General features: G+C 37.5%; 19 protein-coding genes. 8 read left to right on the forward strand and 11 right to left on the reverse strand.

Annotated features, from left to right (window positions below; genetic code table 11):
- Positions 1–13 precede the first annotated feature (13 nt).
- Positions 14–2,992 (forward strand): L-glutamate gamma-semialdehyde dehydrogenase, encoded by a 2,979-nt coding sequence (gene pruA / locus H6G25_RS17185; protein WP_190393542.1) that lies wholly within the window; start codon positions 14–16, stop codon positions 2,990–2,992.
- A gap of 58 nt (positions 2,993–3,050) precedes the next feature.
- Here the strand turns inward: pruA and H6G25_RS17190 are convergent, their stop codons facing one another.
- From H6G25_RS17190 to H6G25_RS17200, 3 genes are read right to left on the reverse strand one after another with little or no spacing between them, the layout of a single operon-like run.
- A complete protein-coding gene (locus tag H6G25_RS17190; protein ID WP_190393543.1) occupies positions 3,051–4,007 on the reverse strand; it encodes a PIN domain-containing protein in 957 nt (318 codons plus the stop codon).
- Between the two features lie 17 nt (positions 4,008–4,024).
- Entirely contained in the window at positions 4,025–4,261 is a 237-nt protein-coding gene (locus tag H6G25_RS17195; RefSeq protein ID WP_190393544.1) for a hypothetical protein, read from the reverse strand.
- 10 nt (positions 4,262–4,271) lie between these two features.
- Positions 4,272–4,850: a hypothetical protein gene (locus H6G25_RS17200; RefSeq protein WP_028085361.1), complete on the reverse strand. Its 579-nt coding sequence runs from the start codon at positions 4,848–4,850 to the stop codon at positions 4,272–4,274.
- Between the two features lie 433 nt (positions 4,851–5,283).
- Here H6G25_RS17200 and H6G25_RS17205 point away from each other — a divergent pair, with 433 nt between their 5' ends.
- From H6G25_RS17205 to H6G25_RS17220, 4 genes are all read left to right on the forward strand, one after another.
- A complete protein-coding gene (locus tag H6G25_RS17205) occupies positions 5,284–5,493 on the forward strand; it encodes a hypothetical protein (RefSeq protein WP_190393545.1) in 210 nt (69 codons plus the stop codon).
- Positions 5,483–6,007: a hypothetical protein gene (locus tag H6G25_RS17210; RefSeq protein ID WP_190393546.1), complete on the forward strand. Its 525-nt coding sequence runs from the start codon at positions 5,483–5,485 to the stop codon at positions 6,005–6,007. Before H6G25_RS17205 ends, H6G25_RS17210 begins: the two co-directional genes overlap by 11 nt.
- A 266-nt stretch (positions 6,008–6,273) precedes the next feature.
- Positions 6,274–7,206 carry a cobalamin-binding protein gene (locus H6G25_RS17215; protein WP_190393547.1) on the forward strand — a complete coding sequence of 311 codons (933 nt, stop codon included), beginning with the start codon at positions 6,274–6,276 and terminating at the stop codon, positions 7,204–7,206.
- A gap of 405 nt (positions 7,207–7,611) precedes the next feature.
- Positions 7,612–8,211: a hypothetical protein gene (locus H6G25_RS17220; protein ID WP_190393548.1), complete on the forward strand. Its 600-nt coding sequence runs from the start codon at positions 7,612–7,614 to the stop codon at positions 8,209–8,211.
- A gap of 305 nt (positions 8,212–8,516) precedes the next feature.
- Here the strand turns inward: H6G25_RS17220 and H6G25_RS17225 are convergent, their stop codons facing one another.
- The 4 genes from H6G25_RS17225 to H6G25_RS17240 form a co-directional block, all read right to left on the reverse strand.
- Positions 8,517–9,827 carry an ABC transporter substrate-binding protein gene (locus H6G25_RS17225; RefSeq protein ID WP_190393549.1) on the reverse strand — a complete coding sequence of 437 codons (1,311 nt, stop codon included), beginning with the start codon at positions 9,825–9,827 and terminating at the stop codon, positions 8,517–8,519.
- A gap of 184 nt (positions 9,828–10,011) precedes the next feature.
- A complete protein-coding gene (locus tag H6G25_RS17230; protein ID WP_190393550.1) occupies positions 10,012–10,767 on the reverse strand; it encodes an MBL fold metallo-hydrolase in 756 nt (251 codons plus the stop codon).
- A gap of 50 nt (positions 10,768–10,817) precedes the next feature.
- Positions 10,818–11,588: a circadian clock KaiB family protein gene (locus H6G25_RS17235; protein ID WP_190393551.1), complete on the reverse strand. Its 771-nt coding sequence runs from the start codon at positions 11,586–11,588 to the stop codon at positions 10,818–10,820.
- A gap of 55 nt (positions 11,589–11,643) precedes the next feature.
- Entirely contained in the window at positions 11,644–12,864 is a 1,221-nt protein-coding gene (locus tag H6G25_RS17240) for a type IV pilus twitching motility protein PilT (protein WP_190393552.1), read from the reverse strand.
- 807 nt (positions 12,865–13,671) lie between these two features.
- Here H6G25_RS17240 and H6G25_RS17245 point away from each other — a divergent pair.
- Positions 13,672–14,046 (forward strand): hypothetical protein, encoded by a 375-nt coding sequence (locus H6G25_RS17245; protein WP_190393553.1) that lies wholly within the window; start codon positions 13,672–13,674, stop codon positions 14,044–14,046.
- 362 nt (positions 14,047–14,408) lie between these two features.
- On the opposite strand, the gene H6G25_RS17250 is transcribed toward H6G25_RS17245, so the two are convergent.
- Positions 14,409–14,687 (reverse strand): LuxR C-terminal-related transcriptional regulator, encoded by a 279-nt coding sequence (locus H6G25_RS17250; protein WP_190393554.1) that lies wholly within the window; start codon positions 14,685–14,687, stop codon positions 14,409–14,411.
- Positions 14,688–14,919: 232 nt separating this feature from the next.
- Between H6G25_RS17250 and H6G25_RS17255 the strand changes: the two genes are divergently transcribed.
- Positions 14,920–15,900, forward strand: coding sequence for a carbohydrate kinase (locus H6G25_RS17255; RefSeq protein WP_190393555.1), 981 nt, complete (start codon positions 14,920–14,922; stop codon positions 15,898–15,900).
- Here H6G25_RS17255 and H6G25_RS17260 read toward each other — a convergent pair.
- Genes H6G25_RS17260 through sfsA form a run of 3 tightly spaced genes read right to left on the reverse strand, consistent with a single transcriptional unit; the run spans position 15,892 to position 17,312 of the window.
- Entirely contained in the window at positions 15,892–16,356 is a 465-nt protein-coding gene (locus H6G25_RS17260; protein ID WP_190393568.1) for a gluconokinase, read from the reverse strand. The genes H6G25_RS17255 and H6G25_RS17260 overlap by 9 nt on opposite strands.
- Before the next feature lie 31 nt (positions 16,357–16,387).
- Positions 16,388–16,528 (reverse strand): hypothetical protein, encoded by a 141-nt coding sequence (locus H6G25_RS17265; protein ID WP_190393556.1) that lies wholly within the window; start codon positions 16,526–16,528, stop codon positions 16,388–16,390.
- 58 nt (positions 16,529–16,586) lie between these two features.
- Positions 16,587–17,312: a DNA/RNA nuclease SfsA gene (sfsA, locus tag H6G25_RS17270; protein ID WP_190393557.1), complete on the reverse strand. Its 726-nt coding sequence runs from the start codon at positions 17,310–17,312 to the stop codon at positions 16,587–16,589.
- A gap of 291 nt (positions 17,313–17,603) precedes the next feature.
- On the opposite strand from sfsA, the gene H6G25_RS17275 reads away from it, so the two are divergent.
- Entirely contained in the window at positions 17,604–18,275 is a 672-nt protein-coding gene (locus H6G25_RS17275) for a 2OG-Fe dioxygenase family protein (protein WP_190393558.1), read from the forward strand.
- The last annotated feature ends 166 nt before the right edge of the window (positions 18,276–18,441 follow it).

Genomic DNA, 18,441 nt, shown 5'->3' on the forward strand with positions numbered 1-18,441 from the left:
TTTAACAAATCTTATGGTATTACAAGTAGAAAGCAACAAATACGAAGAGAAAACCCAAGAAATTGCTAGACAGGTTTTAGCTGTTACCCAGGAAAATCGCTCATTTTTAGCTGCTTTACGCGACCAAATGCGCTGGGACGATAAATTACTCGACTGGGCTATGAGTAACCCCGGTTTACGAGTACAATTATTTCGCTTCATAGATACTTTACCCGCTTTACATAGTAAATCAGAAATTGCGTCCCATTTACAAGAATATTTGGGAGATGAATCAGTAGAATTACCAGCAGCTTTAAAAGCAATTTTGAACTTTGCTAACCCGGATTCTATGCCCGCACAGGTAGCAGCGACAACCGTGGGAACTGCTGTGCAAACTTTAGCACATAAATATATTTCAGGCGAAAATATTAAACAAGTCATCAAAACCGTTGAAAGACTGAGAAAAGATAAAATGGCTTTCACCATTGACTTACTTGGTGAAGCGGTAATTACGGAAATAGAGGCACAATCTTATTTAGAAAGATACCTGGAATTAATGCAGCAGTTGGTGGAAGCATCACAAAATTGGGCGAAAATTCCAGCTATTGACGAAGCAGACGGCGAAAATATCCCCAAAGTCCAGGTTTCTGTCAAATTAACGGCGTTTTATTCCCAATTTGACCCTTTAGATGCTGAAGGTAGTGAAGCGAGAGTAAGCGAACATATTCGGACTTTACTCCGTCGTGCCAAAGAATTAGGTACAGCAGTCCATTTTGATATGGAACAATACGCCTATAAAGATATTACTTTCACCATTCTCAAAAAACTTTTACTAGAAGCGGAATTTCGTCAACGTACCGATATTGGTATGACCATTCAAGCATATCTCCGCGACAGCGAACAGGACGCTAGAGAAATCATTGCTTGGTTAAAACAACGGGGTTATCCTCTTACTATTCGCTTGGTTAAAGGTGCGTATTGGGACCAGGAAACCATCAAAGCCGCTCAAAAACATTGGCCGCAACCAGTTTATCATGATAAAGTGGCGACAGATGCCAATTTTGAAGCTATTACCCAGTTATTGCTAGAAAATCATCAGTATGTCTATTCTGCCATAGGTAGTCATAATGTGCGATCGCAATCTCGCGCCATAGCCATTGCGGAAAGTCTTCAAGTTCCCCGTCGTCGCTTTGAAATGCAAGTGCTTTACGGCATGGGTGATAAAATAGCTAAAGCCTTGGTAGATAAGGGTTATCGCGTCCGGGTCTATTGTCCCTACGGTGACTTATTACCGGGAATGGCTTATTTAATTCGCAGGTTGTTGGAAAATACCGCAAATAGCTCCTTTTTACGCCAAAATTTAGAAAATCGTCCCGTTGAGGAGTTGTTAGCACCACCAATACCAGTTCTAGCTTCCCCCTCGCTTGCGGGGGGGACTGAGGGGGGGTTCTGCGGTGTAGCAGATACCGATTTTGCAAAGGAAGAAAGCAGGGATAGTTCGCGTTTAGCTTTTGATGGTGTACGTCCGCAGTTGGGTAAAACTTATTTACCATTCATTAATGGGGAATATGTAAATACGACAACTTTTGTAGATTCTCTTAACCCTTCTAACTTTAGTCAAATTGTCGGTAAAGTAGGTTTACTTAGCATTGAACAAGCTGAGGAAGCAATGAAATTTGCTAAAGCTGCTTTTCCCGCTTGGAAAAAAACTCCCGTTAAACAACGTGCTGATATTTTGCGTCAAGCTGGGGCGTTAATGGAACAAAGACGCGCTGAACTTTCGGCTTGGATAGTTTTGGAAGTAGGAAAACCCGTCAAGGAAGCTGACGCAGAAGTTTCCGAAGCAATTGATTTTTGTCTTTATTACGCTGAGGAAATGGAAAGGCTGGATAAAGGTATAATTTACGATGTTCTTGGCGAAACTAATCGTTATATTTACCAGCCCAAAGGAATCGCAATTGTAATTTCTCCTTGGAATTTTCCTCTAGCTATTGCTTGCGGTATGACCGTCGCTGCTTTGGTTTCAGGAAATTGTACTCTACTCAAACCTGCGGAAACTTCTTCTGTAATTACAGCAAAATTTACAGAAATATTAATAGAAGCAGGAATCCCTAAAGGTGTTTTTCAATACGTCCCTGGTAAAGGTTCTCAAGTCGGTGCTTATTTGGTAAATCATCCTGATACTCATGTTATTGCTTTTACTGGTTCTCAGGAAGTAGGATGTAGAATTTACGCAGAAGCCGCCATCTTAAAACCTGGTCAAAAGCACCTCAAAAAAGTGATTGCGGAAATGGGAGGCAAAAATGCCATCATTGTTGATGAAAGTGCTGATTTAGACCAAGCTGTTGTCGGCGTTGTGCAATCTGCTTTTGGTTATAGTGGACAAAAATGTTCTGCTTGTTCACGGGTAATTGTGCTTGAACCTATTTATGATGCTTTTGTAGAAAGGTTGGTAGAAGCGACAAAATCTTTAAATATTGGAGAAGCGGATTTACCCAGTACCCAAGTAGGTCCAGTAATTGACGCTAATGCCCAAGATCGCATTTTAGAATATATTGAAGAGGGCAAAAAAGAAGCTAAATTAGCTTTAGAGTTACCTGCACCCACCCAAGGATATTTTATCGGTCCTGTGATTTTTTCAGAAGTACCCGCAAATGGAGTTATTGCACAACAGGAAATATTTGGACCTGTTTTAGCTGTAATTAGAGTTAAAGATTTTCAAGAAGCTTTAGAAGTTGCCAATAACACAAATTACGCTTTAACAGGTGGTCTTTATTCTCGTACCCCTTCCCACATTGAACAAGCGCAAGCTGAATTTGAAGTAGGGAACTTATACATTAACCGAAATATAACTGGTGCAATAGTATCTCGTCAACCTTTCGGTGGATTTAAACTTTCTGGAGTCGGTTCAAAAGCAGGAGGACCAGATTATCTTTTGCAATTCCTAGAACCACGCCATATCACAGAAAACATCCAACGTCAAGGTTTTGCGCCAATTGAAGGTAATGAATAATTAATTTGTAGGAGTTTATAAATATCCCCGACTTCTTTAAGAGGTTGGGGATATAAAATTAATATGATGTGAGTTTAATTATAAATTGATCAAAATATCTGCTTATCTCATTAACCAAAATCTTATAATTCAAGTCAGAAAAATCAATATCTTGATTAGCTGGTTGAGTAGTAAGTTTAATAGTTAATTCTTTCGTATGTTGTAAAGCAATAATTAAAGATTGACGTGATATATTAAGAGAGTTACATTCTGTAAAACAACTATTGATATAATTATCATCTAAAGTTAACTTTTCAGCTAAAATTGCATATATTATATAGCGTATAATAGTTGCAATATCTCGTTGTACAACAGCAATTTTGTTTTCAGATTCTAGCTGATTTTGTATTTCAACTGATTGAGTAGAAATAGAATCTAAGAGATATTTTAATGAATAATTAACTAGAATATCTGTTTTATTAGTAATATTTCCAACAATTTCTATACGTTTTCTGTAATATTGAAAAAGAATTTTATAAAATTCAAGAGAGTTGCAAAAACCATAACTCAAATGACTACGAAAGTAAATAAACAAAAATGAGGTAGGTTTAACTACAGAAAAAAATTCTTTATAAGAATCCCCTAAGTTTTGAAGAGAAGTTGGAAGAGAAGATTTAATATATTCAACTTTTCTAGTAAGAATATAGTCTAATTTAAAAAATTTCGCACAAGCTAATTGTATAGATTGTTCAAAATCTTTAAGGTGATATGAATGAGCTATTTCTAAAATTCTATCATCAATAATACAAACTTTCATGACAGATCGAATTTCAGATATAGCCTCCCAAGCAATCTCAAATCCTCCGTTATCTCTACCAACATCAAAGATTTTATTGAGGGTTGTAAGTGTTACATAACCCTCTACTTGTTTAGTTTCAATTAATTCCCAAATTTTTGATGAATCTTCTATAAATGGATCTCTTTCGAGCAGAATATCTAGAAGAATATCATCATCTAATAAAACTTTTCTGATCATTAGTGTTGCTCTAAATCCTAACTTCCATGTTTAGCAACTTCGGTATTATTAGAATTATGTTGTTGATCTTTTTGTTTTTCAGACTTGAATAGTCCGCGTACTCGTTTTAAGTGTGGTAAATTTTCTGATCTTTCTTCTATTACCTCTATCACTTCGGGAAGTAAATGTGCAACACCAAATAACTTTCCTGCATAAGATGTTTTCAGAAAAGCTTGTCTTTGAGCATGAGTCATTATCTCTTTTGACCCTGCCATTATTTCGTCACTACTCATATCGCTTGGGTTCTCCCCATATTGTTTCATGTCGCTGACAAAATTCTGCTGCTGCGGTTCGTGAAAATCTGAAGCCATATAAATCTTCTCCAGGTGTGCTACATGATAAACCAAGATACTCCATTTGTACCTTATCTCTATAGTATGGCACAGCTTTATCCAAAGCATCTAGTATAATTAGCGGTGCTTCTGGTTTTGGTTCACAAAACTCGAAACCAACCTGTATTGCATACCAAATCAACCATTTACCAATAGGTTCAATTAATCTTGTAGCAACATCTCCTCGACTGGTAGGGTGTGCTTCTAAATTATTTATTTCCAGAAATATAGGGGGACTCGGATCAGGATAAGTATATGGATAAAGACTATATTTTATTAATCCCCAGATTTTATCATTATAAACAAGTTTAACTATATTTTGACAGTAAAAGGCTGTTTCATTGCAAATATTTAACCAGTTACAAGACCAATTTGTGGGCATATCATCAATAGTTGCTGGAGAAATAAAAGCAACTTCCTCAGCGTTGGATTCAATTAAAACTTTTACGTGATAACTTCCGATAGTAGTCAATTTGTTTTACACCCTTCTTACAATTACTTTACAATCTCAAAATTATACATTGATATCTTAGCCTTTTACAAAACAATAAGGATTTATTGAGTATTTAATATTCAATAACTCAAGATTGATCTTCTTCCCAACTAAACAAAGACTCAAATTCACCAGATTCAGCAAAAGTAATTGCAACTATTAAGAATTGATGCAAATTGATCCTAATTTTACCAGTATAATTTCCCGCTTACAGGGGTAATTTATGAATTACCCTTAGTCAAAAATGAACTACGTTCGCGTAGCGTCCCGTAGGGATAGAAGCGAAGAACATGAAGGTATCTGTAGGTTTTTAATATCCCTATCCTGTAAATCCTTAAATCCTAGATATCCTGTTTCTGACAAATTATGATATTTTGATGTTAAAATATAAAATCAGGGTTTATCTATATTTATGGGTAAAAAAGGTGATATTAAACAAATTGATGCAATTGCGAGAGAATTTGGTATGTTAGGGAAAGAAAGAAAAGCTTTTGGTAGATTTCTGGAGCAAGAAAAAAGAAATGGTTATGGTGGAACTTTAAATGATAGAGGTGATTTTACTTATCCAGAACTGCGTCAGAAAGCTAAAGAATTTTTAGAGGATATTAATTATGACTCCTAAAACATCTCTTGCTAATTCAATACTAGATCTAAATCAAATTACTCAACCAATTATTGGCGAAATTTGCCATCAAGTTGCATTTAGTTATGGGGATGAATTGCTGTTAGATTTTGGTGAAATGACTGCCTACAATCATCCTAAATTATCACATTTACGCAAAGGAAGCTGGCAACTTAGCACTAGGGCTACACCTTGGTATTTAATGCTAAAAAAGGGTGTTTCCTGGAGTTCGTCTATGTTAGTAAATAATGAGAATACTGTGGAATTTGCTAAAATACAGTTACAGTGTTTAGAAAATACAAAACTGACTAATTTTGTCACTCTTGCTAATAGTAATGAGATGAAACTCATTTTATCATTTGAGGGTGATCTTAATTATGAACTAATTTTAGAACCAGATTTAGAAGATGATTCTGGGCTTGCTTATTGGGAATTAATGATGCCAAATGAGCAAATTTTAATAGTAGGACCCGGACAGTTTTGGGAATGTAAATCAATTCATGAACCTTATTAATCTGAATATCTAAATTCAGATAAAATCCCCAGCTTGAAATATAATTACTAATATAATTACTAATTAAGGTGGGTAACTGCGTATTCGTGTCTAGAATAAAACTTTGTACCTTAGCATCCTAGGGAAAAATAAAAATGCTAACATCCTCAAGATAGATACCCACTCTTGGAAAATATGCCACAATGAAGGTAGAAACGTCTGTTAAAAAAACTTAACACCATTTTCTATTTTTAACTCCTGAACTCCTATTAGCAGGGGGTGGAACTATGATTAGTACAAATAACGATATCAGAATTGTTTCTTTAATTCCGAGTGCTACGGAAATTATCGCTAAACTGGGTTTATTTGATGCTATAGTAGGCAGGTCTCATGAATGTGACTATCCTCCAGAAATCGTAAATCGTCCAGTTTGTACCCAAGCACGTTTTAATGGTCATGCTAGTAGTACCTCTGTTCATAATCAAGTCAATGATGTATTACAATCTGCTTTAAGTATTCACAAGATCAAAGTTGATGTTTTGGAGAAATTGCACCCTACCCACATTGTCACTCAAGACCAATGTGATGCTTTTTCTGTTACTTTACCAGAAGTAGAAGCAGCAGTTGCCCAACTTACCCACAGTTCACCCCAAATTATATCTTTACAGCCTAACACATTACAAGATGTTTGGGGTGATATTGAACGAGTTAGTCGCACTTTTGGCGTAGATTCAGTACAAATACTGGATAACTTAGAAGCCCGTATTAAAATTTGCAAGCGCAAACTCCAGGGGCTTTCTAACGCAGAAATGCCGAGGGTAGCTTGTATTGAATGGACTGATCCTTTAATAGCCGCTGCAAATTGGGTTCCTGAATTAATTAATTTAGCAGGGGGACAATCATTGTTCTGTTTGATGGGTAAACCCGCTGTTCATGTACAATGGGAAACACTAGTAGCTAGTAACCCAGATGTAATTATTTTCATGCCTTGTGGCTTTGATTTGCAACGGACTCAGCAACAAGCTGAATTATTAACTCAACGTCCAGAATGGAAAAAACTCCACGCTGTTCAAAGTGGAAGGGTTTTCATTACCGATGGTAATGCTTATTTTAACCGTCCTGGTCCACGATTGGTAGATTCTGTGGAGATATTAGCAGAAATATTGCATCCTGATATCTTTGATTATGGTTATCAAGGTACTGGTTGGCAACTTTTGTAATTAGGGCTTGCTGAATAAACAGACAACCTTCGTACAGCTTAAAGGATTAACAAAAAATAAATGATCAAACCCCACATCTTTCACAGTGTGGGTTTTTTGAGTTTCATAACCAATCGAATCAAAGAGCATGATATTAAATTGACGAACTCTTCTCAATCATCTGGTATTGAATCAATTAATCAGTATTTATTTTTAAATAGTTGCATTTTTTGTGGTCAGATATGGGAAACTTAGGATGTTCAGATAACCCTTCCCTCTTACGTATTCCTCGTCCTCCTAGATAACATTTATGGGCTAGGCCACGCAAGCTATCAGCAAACCCTCCCATGGGGTTTGGTAAGTTAATTGAGGATCGTACAAAATGATATGCACAGATGTCAATCTTAAATCTAGTCAGGAGTAAACATGAATAATATTATCATTCGTAAAAACTTTTTAGCCTTACCAGGTCTTGCGGCTTTGGCAATATTAGGTAGTGGAATTTCCGTCAATGCTCAAACAGTGTCCGAAAAAACACAATTATCCAATCAAGTAGCACAGGCGGATACTACAACAGGTAAGTCAAATCAAAGTCCTGGTAGCTATGTCGGTATTGGTACTACTATTGGTGTAACAGGTGGGTTTTCAGCCTTGAGTGATGGTAATTTCAGCTTCATCAGTAAAATTCGGTTTACCAAATCTCTATCGGTCAGACCATCAGCAATACTGGGAAGCGACACAACCTTTCTCGTTCCTCTTACCTATGATTTTTCGATTAAACCAGTAGATCCATTTACTGAGACTGTAACTATATCTCCCTATATAGGAGTGGGTGCAGTCATTAAAACTGCTCAGAAATCTACAACTACTGATGATAAATCTGAAACTGCTGTTTTAGTAACTGGTGGTGTAGATGTACCTCTCGGTCAAAGATTCACCGCCACAGCCGCCGTAAACGCCGGATTTTTCAATCAAACTGATGTCGGGATTTTATTAGGAGTTGGTTACAACTTCAAGGGATTTTAGAAGATAGGTTGCTTTTTATTCATATTTAGATGAATTGAGCCATTTGCAAAGGACTTAAGCTCCTTGCAATACTATTGTATACTCTATTTAGGTATTGCTGAGTCAAGGTAGAACCGCTTCTGAATAAGGGTTTCGCAGATTTTTAGCATAAAAAAATGTAAGGCTAAGGCTATGACATTTAGAACCTCAAAATCCTTGCATTTCTCTAGAAAATTGGGGGCTGAATTTGGAAACCAATCTTCAAAGCCACCATTTTTCGCACTGTGTGGTATCTAGGTTTTCTTTGGGTAATTTTTCAGCCAGCCCTATTTAGGACTTACCTTGTCAATTACCTTGATTTTACCATCATCCTCCACTGTCCAAACATCGTAAGTACCAATGACATCACCATTAGTATCAACATCTACATCACCGCTTGCGCCTTGGTAATTAATCTGTTTACCCTCTTTCAGAAGCTTCAGCCCTTGACAAACATCACTTACTGGTGTACCCTTACCAGCAGCTACTTCTCGCAATTTACTAGCAATAGCCACCCCAGTATTTTCTTTAGCGGCTTGGGCTGCTAATACCAATAAGGCCGCAGCGTCCCAGGCTTGAGGTGCGTATTCTCCTGGGGAAGTACCTTTTTTATCTTTCCAAAGTTTATTAAAATTTTCTAAACCTTTACCACTAGAACCGGGAACTGTACCAATTGAGCCAGATAAGATGTATTTACCATCCTTACCTTTACCAACTTGATCAGGGAAACTATCGGATTTTACACCGTCTGTGAGTAAAATTTGTACATCTTTGGTAACACCCTGTTGATAAGCAGCCTTCAAGAATAAACTACCGGTTTCAGCATACAATACAGCTAAAACTGCATCTGGTTTACCTGCAAAAGCGGCAGATGCTTCTGTATCAAAGGTTTGAGCCTTGGGGTCATAGCGAACAGGCTTATCTTTATTAACTACTGTACCACCTAATTTCTCAAAAGTTTGCACAAATGCTTTTTCAAAACCCACACCATAGTCATTATTAATTACCACAGTGGAAACTCGTTTAAAGCCTTTTTTCTTAGCGAGTTGGGCTAAAGCTAATGCTTGGTAGGTATCAGGGGGAGCAGTCCGCGCCCAAAAGCCTTTAAAGTCGCCTTTTTGAGCTTTGTCAGTAAATACAGGGCTAGTGCTACCAGGAGAAATCAGCATGACTTTATTAGGTACAGCCACGGAAACCGCCGCAGTGGAAACACTACTCGCAAAAGAACCGACCACACCACCAACTTTATCTAAAGTTGCTAATTTAGTCATACCCGCAGCGCCCGCTTTAGGGTCAGTTTGGTCGTCTACTTCTACCAAACTGACTTTTTCACCATTGACACCTCCACAAGCGTTAACGGTTTCCACCAGTAAGGGAACAGAACCAACCATTTGTTGTCCAATAGAAGCCAAGTCACCAGTGGTGGGTAATAAACTACCAATTTTCAATCCCTTAGTATCACTGGTTGTAGTCTGAGGTGTTGGTGAAGTGGTACTAACCCCCGTAGACGGTGGTTTAGGACTTTCACAAGCGGCTAAAAAGAAACCACTGGCTATGGTAGCTATACTCAAAGCTAGAGAGACACGAATTTTCGACATAGTTAGTCACACTCCTCAGATATTTAGAAGACTTGATCTAGTTAAATTGATATCAGGTGCTTCAACCGCAAATAATAACATTCTGATGACTTACTTACGAGAAATCAATTTAAACTCTTATTCCTCCCTGTCCTGGAGTGGTTGGTTTTTCCATAATTCAAACACTAACAAACACTAACAAACACTAACAAACACTAATTTTTTCGCCGGGGTGAGGACTGATCACCTTAGTTGTTAAACTGTTATTTTCTAATAAAGTCTGAAATTCTGTCGTATTTCCCCTAGCTTGGAGAAATTTTACCAATAGTCCCTCAAAGAAAATATCCCCTCCGGCTGCGGTAGGGAGGATAAATTGAGGTCTCACGGATTTTACCACATCTAAAGCGCTATTCATACCTTTGATAATCGGACCGAGTAGGGGTAAACTCAAATCAATGATAGGTGTAATTACCACGTCAATGGGTGCTATTTCTTGAAGTTGCGGGGAATGATAGCCATGGGGTTCATAATACAATGTAGAATTATTTACTAGATCTTTGAGCAGATAGCCATTTTCTAATAAAGTAGGTCCAATGGGAGAACCAGGAACAGCTTTAATTTCTATTTGCTGATTTAAAATGAAGCTTTGACCATGTTGAAGACTGATGATTTGTTGATAACCTAGTTTTTCTACCACTTTAGCCGCATTGGGAGAAGCAACCACAGGAATATTTTTGTCAAGTTGCTTTAAAGTGGGTGGGTGTGCGTGATCTTCTAAACCCTGAGAAAGCAGAATTAAATTTATGTTATCTGGTATTGACCGATCCTGATCACGAGAACCTTTGAATAACCAATCTAAATTGTTAAAGGTTAAAGTACCAATTAACCAGGGGTCAATTAGTATTCGCTGTTGACCAATTTCAATTAACCAACTATTGCTATCTAACCAAGTAAAGTTCATATTATACAAATCCTCAAATTTAAAATTGGACATTGGACATTGGAAATGATTTACTGTCCCGCTAACATCTGTAGCACTTTATCAATGTTATCTAAATTACCAACCATGCGCCGAATTGGATGCGGCCAAACCTTAACTAAGGTAGGAGTAGCAGAAACTTGATCAATTTCGGCCTGTTCTGGATTAGTGAGAACATCAACTACTTTAAGAGTATAAGGATACCCTAGAGATCGTTCTAACGATTCATGCAAGTTTTGTAAAATTTTTTCAGTGGTTATACTATGTCCAGCAACAAACAAGCGTAAAACAAAACCTGGATCACCTGGGATATTTTGGGGTGCAGGTTGTGTAGTCATGATTGGTTGTTGATACTGCGAGGGAGAATCAGTTAAATCTAGACGTACAATTAAATCATGATCTTGCCACAGTTGAGGAAATGCAGCACGATAAGTTGATAATACCAGGGGAGCGCACAATCCATCTTGCCAGGCTGCTGATTGCCAGACTAAATCCCCAGTCCGAAAAATCGCATTTAGCACAGCTTGGTGACGCATAACTGCGGGATAAGCCTCGGCAAAGATTTGGACTTTTTGAGTCCGAGGATTTAACCAATGATCAATAGTTGCAGTATAACAAGGAACTAAAAAATGTGGTGGTTCTGGTAAATCGAGGATTTCCCGCAAAGCCGCACAGAGATTTAAATGCCATCTTCCTTGTTTACTAGGATCAATACAGTAAATTAAATCCCCTCCAGGTGTAAACAAAGCAATACCCTTGAATAACTGAGGCTGAGATAGTTTGTCCACATTCAACTTAGTCATTGGTTAGCGGTTAGCGGTTATGATATATATGCAATTACCAGTTACCAATTCCCCATTAAAGACGACCTCGAAGGAATTGCGCCATTTCGTTAGGAGTTGGGGACATTTCCAAGGCTGTTTCTTGAGTGATACGGCCTTCTTGGTAGAGGGTAAACAATGACTGATTCATTGTGGTCATACCATCAAAGCGTGATTGTTTCATTAACGCTTCAATTTCATCATAATTGCCTGTTTTCACCCAATCTTTAACGGCCTCAGTATTAATCAGAATATCGTGGAAAGCACAACGTTTACCATCTGTAGTCCGGCACAAACCTTGGGAAATTACAGCTACCAAGGATTCAGCCAGGACTACGCGCATAGCTTCTTTTTCTTGACCTGAATATAAACTAAGAATCCGTTCAACACTTTTTACAGCGCTAATGGTGTGCAGAGTTCCCATAACCAAGTGACCTGTTTGCGATGCTTTCAGTGCGGTATTCAGCGTTTCTTTATCGCGCATTTCTCCCAGAAAAATGACATCTGGGTCAGCTCGCAAAGCAGCTTTTAAGGCCTTATCAAATTCCAGGGTGTGCATTCCCACTTCTCGCTGTCTGACGAGAGACTTATGACTTTGATGAACAAATTCTACTGGGTCTTCAATCGTAATGATATGCTTAGGCATTGTCCGATTGATATAGTCAACCATGGCGGCCATTGTTGTTGACTTGCCTGAACCAGTTGGACCTGTAATCAAAATCAAGCCCTTTTGATAATTACAAATATCTTGAATTATAGGTGGTAAACGCAACTGCTTGATAGATGGAATTTCCAGAGGAATTAACCGCAGTACCATTCCATAACCACGCAAGGAATCAAAAAGATTAATCCGCACACGGATAAATTCGTACTGAGTTGCACAATCAAATTCTAGCCGTTCTTGAAACCTTTGAATTTCGGTATCAGTGAGAATCTCACGCAACCAACTCATAAAGGTTGCTTTATCAGTTTCAGGATAATTGGTGGTTTGCATCTCTCCTTGGTTGCGGAAGCGGGGGATTTCTCCTACTCCCAAGTGAACATCAGAGTAACCGTGATTAAATGCTTCTTTGACAAGATCCACCAAACTAAGTCCTGAAGCTTTATTTATGGAGGCTGTTGAACTAGAAAGTATCAATGATGGTACTAGGAACTCAGGTAGACTGGGACTGATTCCTAAATTGTTTGCGGTTAGAGTTTGTGCTATTGCTGACTGTGATTGTGGTGAGGACATTTTGGGTATTTGTGATTCTGTCATATATTTTCACGATTTCTAACAACAGCCTTTTGAGTGGTTTACTGCTATATACAGCACTTTCCGATGTTATGAGGTACAAGAACCCCACCCCAACCCCCTCCAATATCAAAGGTTTATCCTTTTCTTCCCCCCGCTGCGGGGGGATTGAGGGGGGTGCGAGGAGGGGGCTTAGGATGTACCTCATAAGAGCGGAAACCCCTGTAAACCCGATCTTGAAAACTAAATTGTCAATTTAGGCTAACTCACTACAAGGATCATAAATGATATTTCGATATTTCCAGAATTTCTACTAGTGTAATTTCAAAAATCAAATGCCAGTCCTATAGTATACATATTTTTTGGTTTACTATCTTTGGTCTCACGTAACTATACTAGTAAAATATAAAAAATAATACTTATTATTGAACATGGAACGATAAGTAACATTGGGTAAAATAGGCATTTACACCTTACCTACAAGCTATTTTTTGTCACCTCTCCATAAATTATGAGAAACAATACAGTTTTCTATAAGAAATGTTAAGCATCTGGGGGATCAAATGGCGGGGATCAAGTTCTGATTCTCATCTATCGTTGGTCTATATTTCTAAAGGCATACAGCTAAACTTGTTTCCCCACCTGCGGGTATATCTGACTTCTCATTCATAAGCACGAAAAATTAACTGTAAAGTTTAGTAAAGAAATGCTCATTTTGGGGCTAAGGTTTTATATACTAAATTTTACTGAAACAAAATCGGTTAATTCGCCCCCGAGCGATCAATAACTGAAACTGAAATTTAAACTTGCTGTGTATTAGGAGGAAAAGTCATGGTTTCTGCTCAAAGCTCTAATCTAGTTCAGACCCACTCCTTGTTAGTGATGAAAAGCTTTTTAATCTGGACATTTACATTGGCAGTGTGCTTGTTAGTCGTCGGTTTTCCACTGGTTGTATTGATGGCTACAATTGGATGTCTGTTGTCTATTGTGTTACAATCCGTAATGCCCGCTAGTGCAGTTTTAGTTGTGGCAGGTGGTTTAGTCATGCTTAATGTTATGGCGGTATTAATTGCTGCTGGAGTTCTCACAGCTAAGGGTATTCATCCTAAGCAGATAAAATGGTTAAGCTGGCTACATGGTGAAGCTGAAAAAACCCAAACTACTGTTTATGCAGCTTGTCCTTTAACTTGTGAAATCAACCAATAGTGATCATTCGCTAAAACTTGACAAAAAGTACATCTGCCCGGTTCAGCCGGGTTTTTTAATTATGTATCAGTAGTTTTTTGATTGTATATGATTGGAAGTATTGATACTCTCCTTACCTTACTTCGTTGAATGTGGGCTTTGTCCGGCTACTGCACTTCCATTGCTAAATCGCTAATTCACTAAATCAAGTATATTTGCAGGATAATTGATTTACGCCTGTCCCTAGCTGTGCTTTTACGTGACTTTGCAATTATGAAAATTTGATAGTACACAACAGCGTAAATCAACTAACCATACTCCTAACTGGCAGGTGCTGAATAACTAAAAAGCCCGACTAATCAGCTTTTTAAATATCCTTTGCTTCACGTGGTCATACTTTCATCATTCCCAGAGGGAAGAGAACAGCAATTAACATCATTTAAACAGACTTTACCCCATTGTAAAGCCCAACGAACTAAGGCCACACGGTTGTCAGTCTTAGTTTTGGTGAGAATGTTGCTAATATGGTTATCAACTGTCCGTTTGCTAATTTCCAGTTTTGCTGCAATTTCTTGGTTAGTTAAGCCAGTGGCCACTAAGTCGATAATTTGCATTTCTCTGTCTGACAGACTAACACGGGTTCCAGACTCACTAGCAGCCATTACTTAATATTCCTCCCTTGGTATATGTACTCAAGTCTTATTCCCTATTCTAGAAGATTATTGCGGAGGTAGATAGTTTTAAATGTTACTAATAATCCTAATGTCAAGATTTTCTTTTGATTTTAGGTTTGTAGTCGTACACACTACAGATAAAAAGTGTTGATTTTAACTAGGATTAATTAAAAACCTGTCAAACTAAATATATAATGCCCCATAGAAAATCAAAAATGCAATGATTAATCCCCGTGTTTTATGTCTTGGTGAAGTCTTATTTGATTGTTTAGCTGATCAATTGGGACTTAAACTAGAGGAAGTCAAATCATGGACTCCCTACCCAGGAGGAGCGCCCGCAAATGTGGCTTGTGCTTTGGTGAAGTTGGGGACATCAGCCGGATTTATGGGCGCAGTGGGTGAAGATGAACCAGGGAATACACTGATAAAATTATTAGAAACTGTCGGCGTAGATACAACTGGTGTGCAACGTCATCCTACAGCACCAACGAGACAAGTATATGTAGTGAGGGATTTAACAGGCGATCGCACTTTTGCTGGTTTTGGTAAATATGATACTTCAGAATTTGCTGATACCCGTCTCCAAGCCACAAAATTACCACCCGCATTGTTTGATGAAGCTGACTTTTTGGTGGTAGGAACTTTAGAATTAGCCTATCCTGAAAGTGAGAAAGCTGTTTTGCGAGCTTTAGAATTGGCAGAACAATATGACCTAAAAATTATTCTTGATGTCAATTGGCGACCAGTATTTTGGCTAGATGAAAATACAGCTAAGACCAAAATTCAAGCTTTATTGGGGAGATTTGATTTCCTGAAATTGACAAAGGAAGAAGCAGAATGGTTATTTAATACAATAGATCCTGGGGCAATTACTTATAGACTCAATTCTTTGGAAGGGGTGTTAGTGACAGATGGTGAAAATGGTTGTTCCTATTGTTTAGGGGAGAATGAAGGTAAATTACCAGCTTTTTCCGTGCCTGTTGTGGATACCACTGGTGCGGGAGATGGGTTTTTGGCTGGGTTTATCCACCAATTACATCAAGTTGGGATTCACAAACTCAAGGACGCGGAAACCGCTAGAAAAATTGTCACCTATGCCAGTGCTGTGGGAGCTTTAACTACTCTTAAACCAGGTGCGATCGCTTCTCAACCCACTGCGGCGGAAGTTGACGCTTTTCTGAGTTCTCATCAACTAGCCTAAAGCCTTTTTAATCTTTTCGACAATTACTTCCGGGGCTTGGGAAACATCAACACAAATACAATTATCAGGCTCTTCAAGGTCATGAAACTGACTTTTGAGGAGCTTTTCAGTCATAAAGTGATTTGTCCGGGCTTTTAGCCGATTTTCAATGACATCAAAAGACCCCTGGAGGTAAACTAACTGAATGCGGCTATCAATTATCAGCATTTGACGATAACTGGTTTTGAGTGCAGAACAGGCCAAAACGACATTTTTGTTATCTTGTAGCCAATTTTTGATAGCTGCTTGCAAATCTTCTAACCAAGATATTCTATCACCATCATTGAGGGAAATTCCCATTTGCATTTTTTTGATATTTTCTAGTTTATGGAAGTCGTCAGCGTCTCTAAATTCCCAGTTGAGTAATTCAGCTAAAAGTTTACCAATTGTAGTTTTACCAGAACCAGAAACACCCATAATTAAAATAATCGAACTTAAGTTAATCAAATTAAACCTGCCATTTTTCTATTTCTGTAACTTCTAAACCCGTTAACTGTGCTACTTGTTCTAGAGACATCCCATTTTGCCACAAATTCACCGCAATTTGTCTTAATTGAGATTCAGCTTTTTCTTCGGCTGTGGTTTCCAAAGCGCGAGGTTTAAGATTTTAAATCTTCAAATTTCATAATTTAATATAGCTATCACGTCTATATTTTTAGTTCTGCTAAACCTAAATAACGGATACCTACTGGAGAAATATCAAACCGACATGGTAAAACTTCTAAACCTAGATTAATCGCTGTTCTTAACAATTGACCATATAGGGGATCTTTGCTGTCTCCAGGTGCAAATTCTAAACAATCATTCCGGTTAATAAAATATAGCATTACTGCCCGATTTTGGGGGAGAATTTCTATTAATTCCTGTAAATGTTTTTGTCCTCTGGTGGTCTCTGTGTCGGGAAACAAGGCTAAAGTTCCTTGAGACCAAGTTGTATTTTTCACCTCTAAATAAATTGGACGTTGTTGAGCATTTCCTGTTAAATAAAAATCAACTCGACTTTTACGATCTTTTCCATAGACAACTTCACTTTTCACCTGTTCATATTCAGCCAATTCTGGAAATAAATGTTTCTCTAAAGCTAATTTGATCACACGGTTAGGTAAAGCTGTATTTACACCCACCCAAGTTGTTGCATGATCATTGACTTCTATTAGTTCTAAAGTATATGCTAGTTTACGTTGAGGATTATCACTTTTAGAAACTTGTACAGCACTACCAATAGTAGAAACTCCTGTCATTGGTCCTGTATTTGGACAATGTGCTGTGATCAATTCTCCAGAATTTAATTGAATATCAGCAAAAAACCGCTTGTAGCGTTTGAGTAAAGTACCAGGATATAGGGTTGGGTAGTTATAAAGCCAATCTGTCATGATCATTAATTAGGTAGAATATTTACTCATATTAACTCAAAATCATTCCCAGTCTTGCTGACTAGAGCAAATTAGGAAAATAGGAATCAACGCAATCCGTAAAATTACAAAATCTATATGTTTATCCATCACTCAGGGATAATTAAGCCACAAAGTCTGATTTTAATCATAAATAATTCATTTTTGTAGTCAAATTTACGATATTTTTAGCAGATTTGAATATAATGGATATTATAAACCTACCATTTAGACAAATATGGTAGCATTTACCAATACAAGGAGAAATATTCTATGCAAAAAGTCTCACTTGATAGGGAATTAGAATATGCTTTTCTGTTTACCCTCAGAAAAGTAAACTCCATTAATACCATAGGTTTTCAGCCATTTTTTGATAATTTACCAATTGATCCTTATATTAAGGGAAAATATCGCTCACGCAGGTTATCCAGGTTTCTAGTTTCCAGAGATAAGTTGCTCAAACTTCCACATGGATATCTATTACAAAGTAGAGATTATAATCCTTTATTGGGAGGGATAAAAAGAGAGTTTTCAGAATTGGATAATGCACTCATAGAACTGGATATTTTTAAGCATCTGATTTTCGCATTCTGTGATTCTTGTAAACTAGATATAGAAGCAGAAATTGATGTTCATCAAATTAGAACTACCTGTTCACCAAATAATTTAGGAAATCCTGCTCCTGAAGGTATCCACAGAGATGGTAGTGATTTTATTGGTATTTTTTCCGCAGGAAGAGATAATATTGAAGGTGGAGAAACTCATTTATATTCTGCGAAAAAGGAAAAGCCAGTTTTTAACAAAGTTTTGCAACCCGGAGAAATAATTTTAGTTAATGAACATCAATTTTTTCATTTTACTACTCCCATAAAACCGGAAACTCCTGGGTTAGGAACTAGAGATGTATTTGTGATCAATTATCCTAGCTTAATTTCTGATTTTTAGGAAATATCAAGGTTCTAGAGAAATTCAGATCCCCTATTTCTTCAAGCAGTCGGGGATCTTCTTGAATTGGTGTATAATTACATTAACAAATTCTTGATTTTTTTCCATTACCAATTATGAATAACGAATTTTACGATCGGGGATTAGAAAAAGCCCAATAAAAAAA

Source organism: Dolichospermum sp. FACHB-1091, from assembly GCF_014697585.1.
In the GTDB taxonomy this organism is placed as follows: domain Bacteria; phylum Cyanobacteriota; class Cyanobacteriia; order Cyanobacteriales; family Nostocaceae; genus Dolichospermum.

Coding starts and splice junctions, on each gene's coding strand:
- H6G25_RS17225 (WP_190393549.1), bottom strand. CDS start 9,827: ATGTCGAAAATTCGTGTCTCTCTAGCTTTGAGTATAGCTACCATAGCC.
- H6G25_RS17205 (WP_190393545.1), top strand. CDS start 5,284: ATGGGTAAAAAAGGTGATATTAAACAAATTGATGCAATTGCGAGAGAA.
- H6G25_RS17220 (WP_190393548.1), top strand. CDS start 7,612: ATGAATAATATTATCATTCGTAAAAACTTTTTAGCCTTACCAGGTCTT.
- H6G25_RS17230 (WP_190393550.1), bottom strand. CDS start 10,767: ATGAACTTTACTTGGTTAGATAGCAATAGTTGGTTAATTGAAATTGGT.
- H6G25_RS17195 (WP_190393544.1), bottom strand. CDS start 4,261: ATGGCAGGGTCAAAAGAGATAATGACTCATGCTCAAAGACAAGCTTTT.
- H6G25_RS17245 (WP_190393553.1), top strand. CDS start 13,672: ATGGTTTCTGCTCAAAGCTCTAATCTAGTTCAGACCCACTCCTTGTTA.
- H6G25_RS17235 (WP_190393551.1), bottom strand. CDS start 11,588: ATGACTAAGTTGAATGTGGACAAACTATCTCAGCCTCAGTTATTCAAG.
- H6G25_RS17275 (WP_190393558.1), top strand. CDS start 17,604: ATGCAAAAAGTCTCACTTGATAGGGAATTAGAATATGCTTTTCTGTTT.
- sfsA (WP_190393557.1), bottom strand. CDS start 17,312: ATGACAGATTGGCTTTATAACTACCCAACCCTATATCCTGGTACTTTA.
- H6G25_RS17240 (WP_190393552.1), bottom strand. CDS start 12,864: ATGACAGAATCACAAATACCCAAAATGTCCTCACCACAATCACAGTCA.
- H6G25_RS17255 (WP_190393555.1), top strand. CDS start 14,920: ATGATTAATCCCCGTGTTTTATGTCTTGGTGAAGTCTTATTTGATTGT.
- H6G25_RS17190 (WP_190393543.1), bottom strand. CDS start 4,007: ATGATCAGAAAAGTTTTATTAGATGATGATATTCTTCTAGATATTCTG.
- H6G25_RS17215 (WP_190393547.1), top strand. CDS start 6,274: ATGATTAGTACAAATAACGATATCAGAATTGTTTCTTTAATTCCGAGT.
- H6G25_RS17210 (WP_190393546.1), top strand. CDS start 5,483: ATGACTCCTAAAACATCTCTTGCTAATTCAATACTAGATCTAAATCAA.
- H6G25_RS17250 (WP_190393554.1), bottom strand. CDS start 14,687: ATGGCTGCTAGTGAGTCTGGAACCCGTGTTAGTCTGTCAGACAGAGAA.
- H6G25_RS17260 (WP_190393568.1), bottom strand. CDS start 16,356: ATGGGTGTTTCTGGTTCTGGTAAAACTACAATTGGTAAACTTTTAGCT.
- pruA (WP_190393542.1), top strand. CDS start 14: ATGGTATTACAAGTAGAAAGCAACAAATACGAAGAGAAAACCCAAGAA.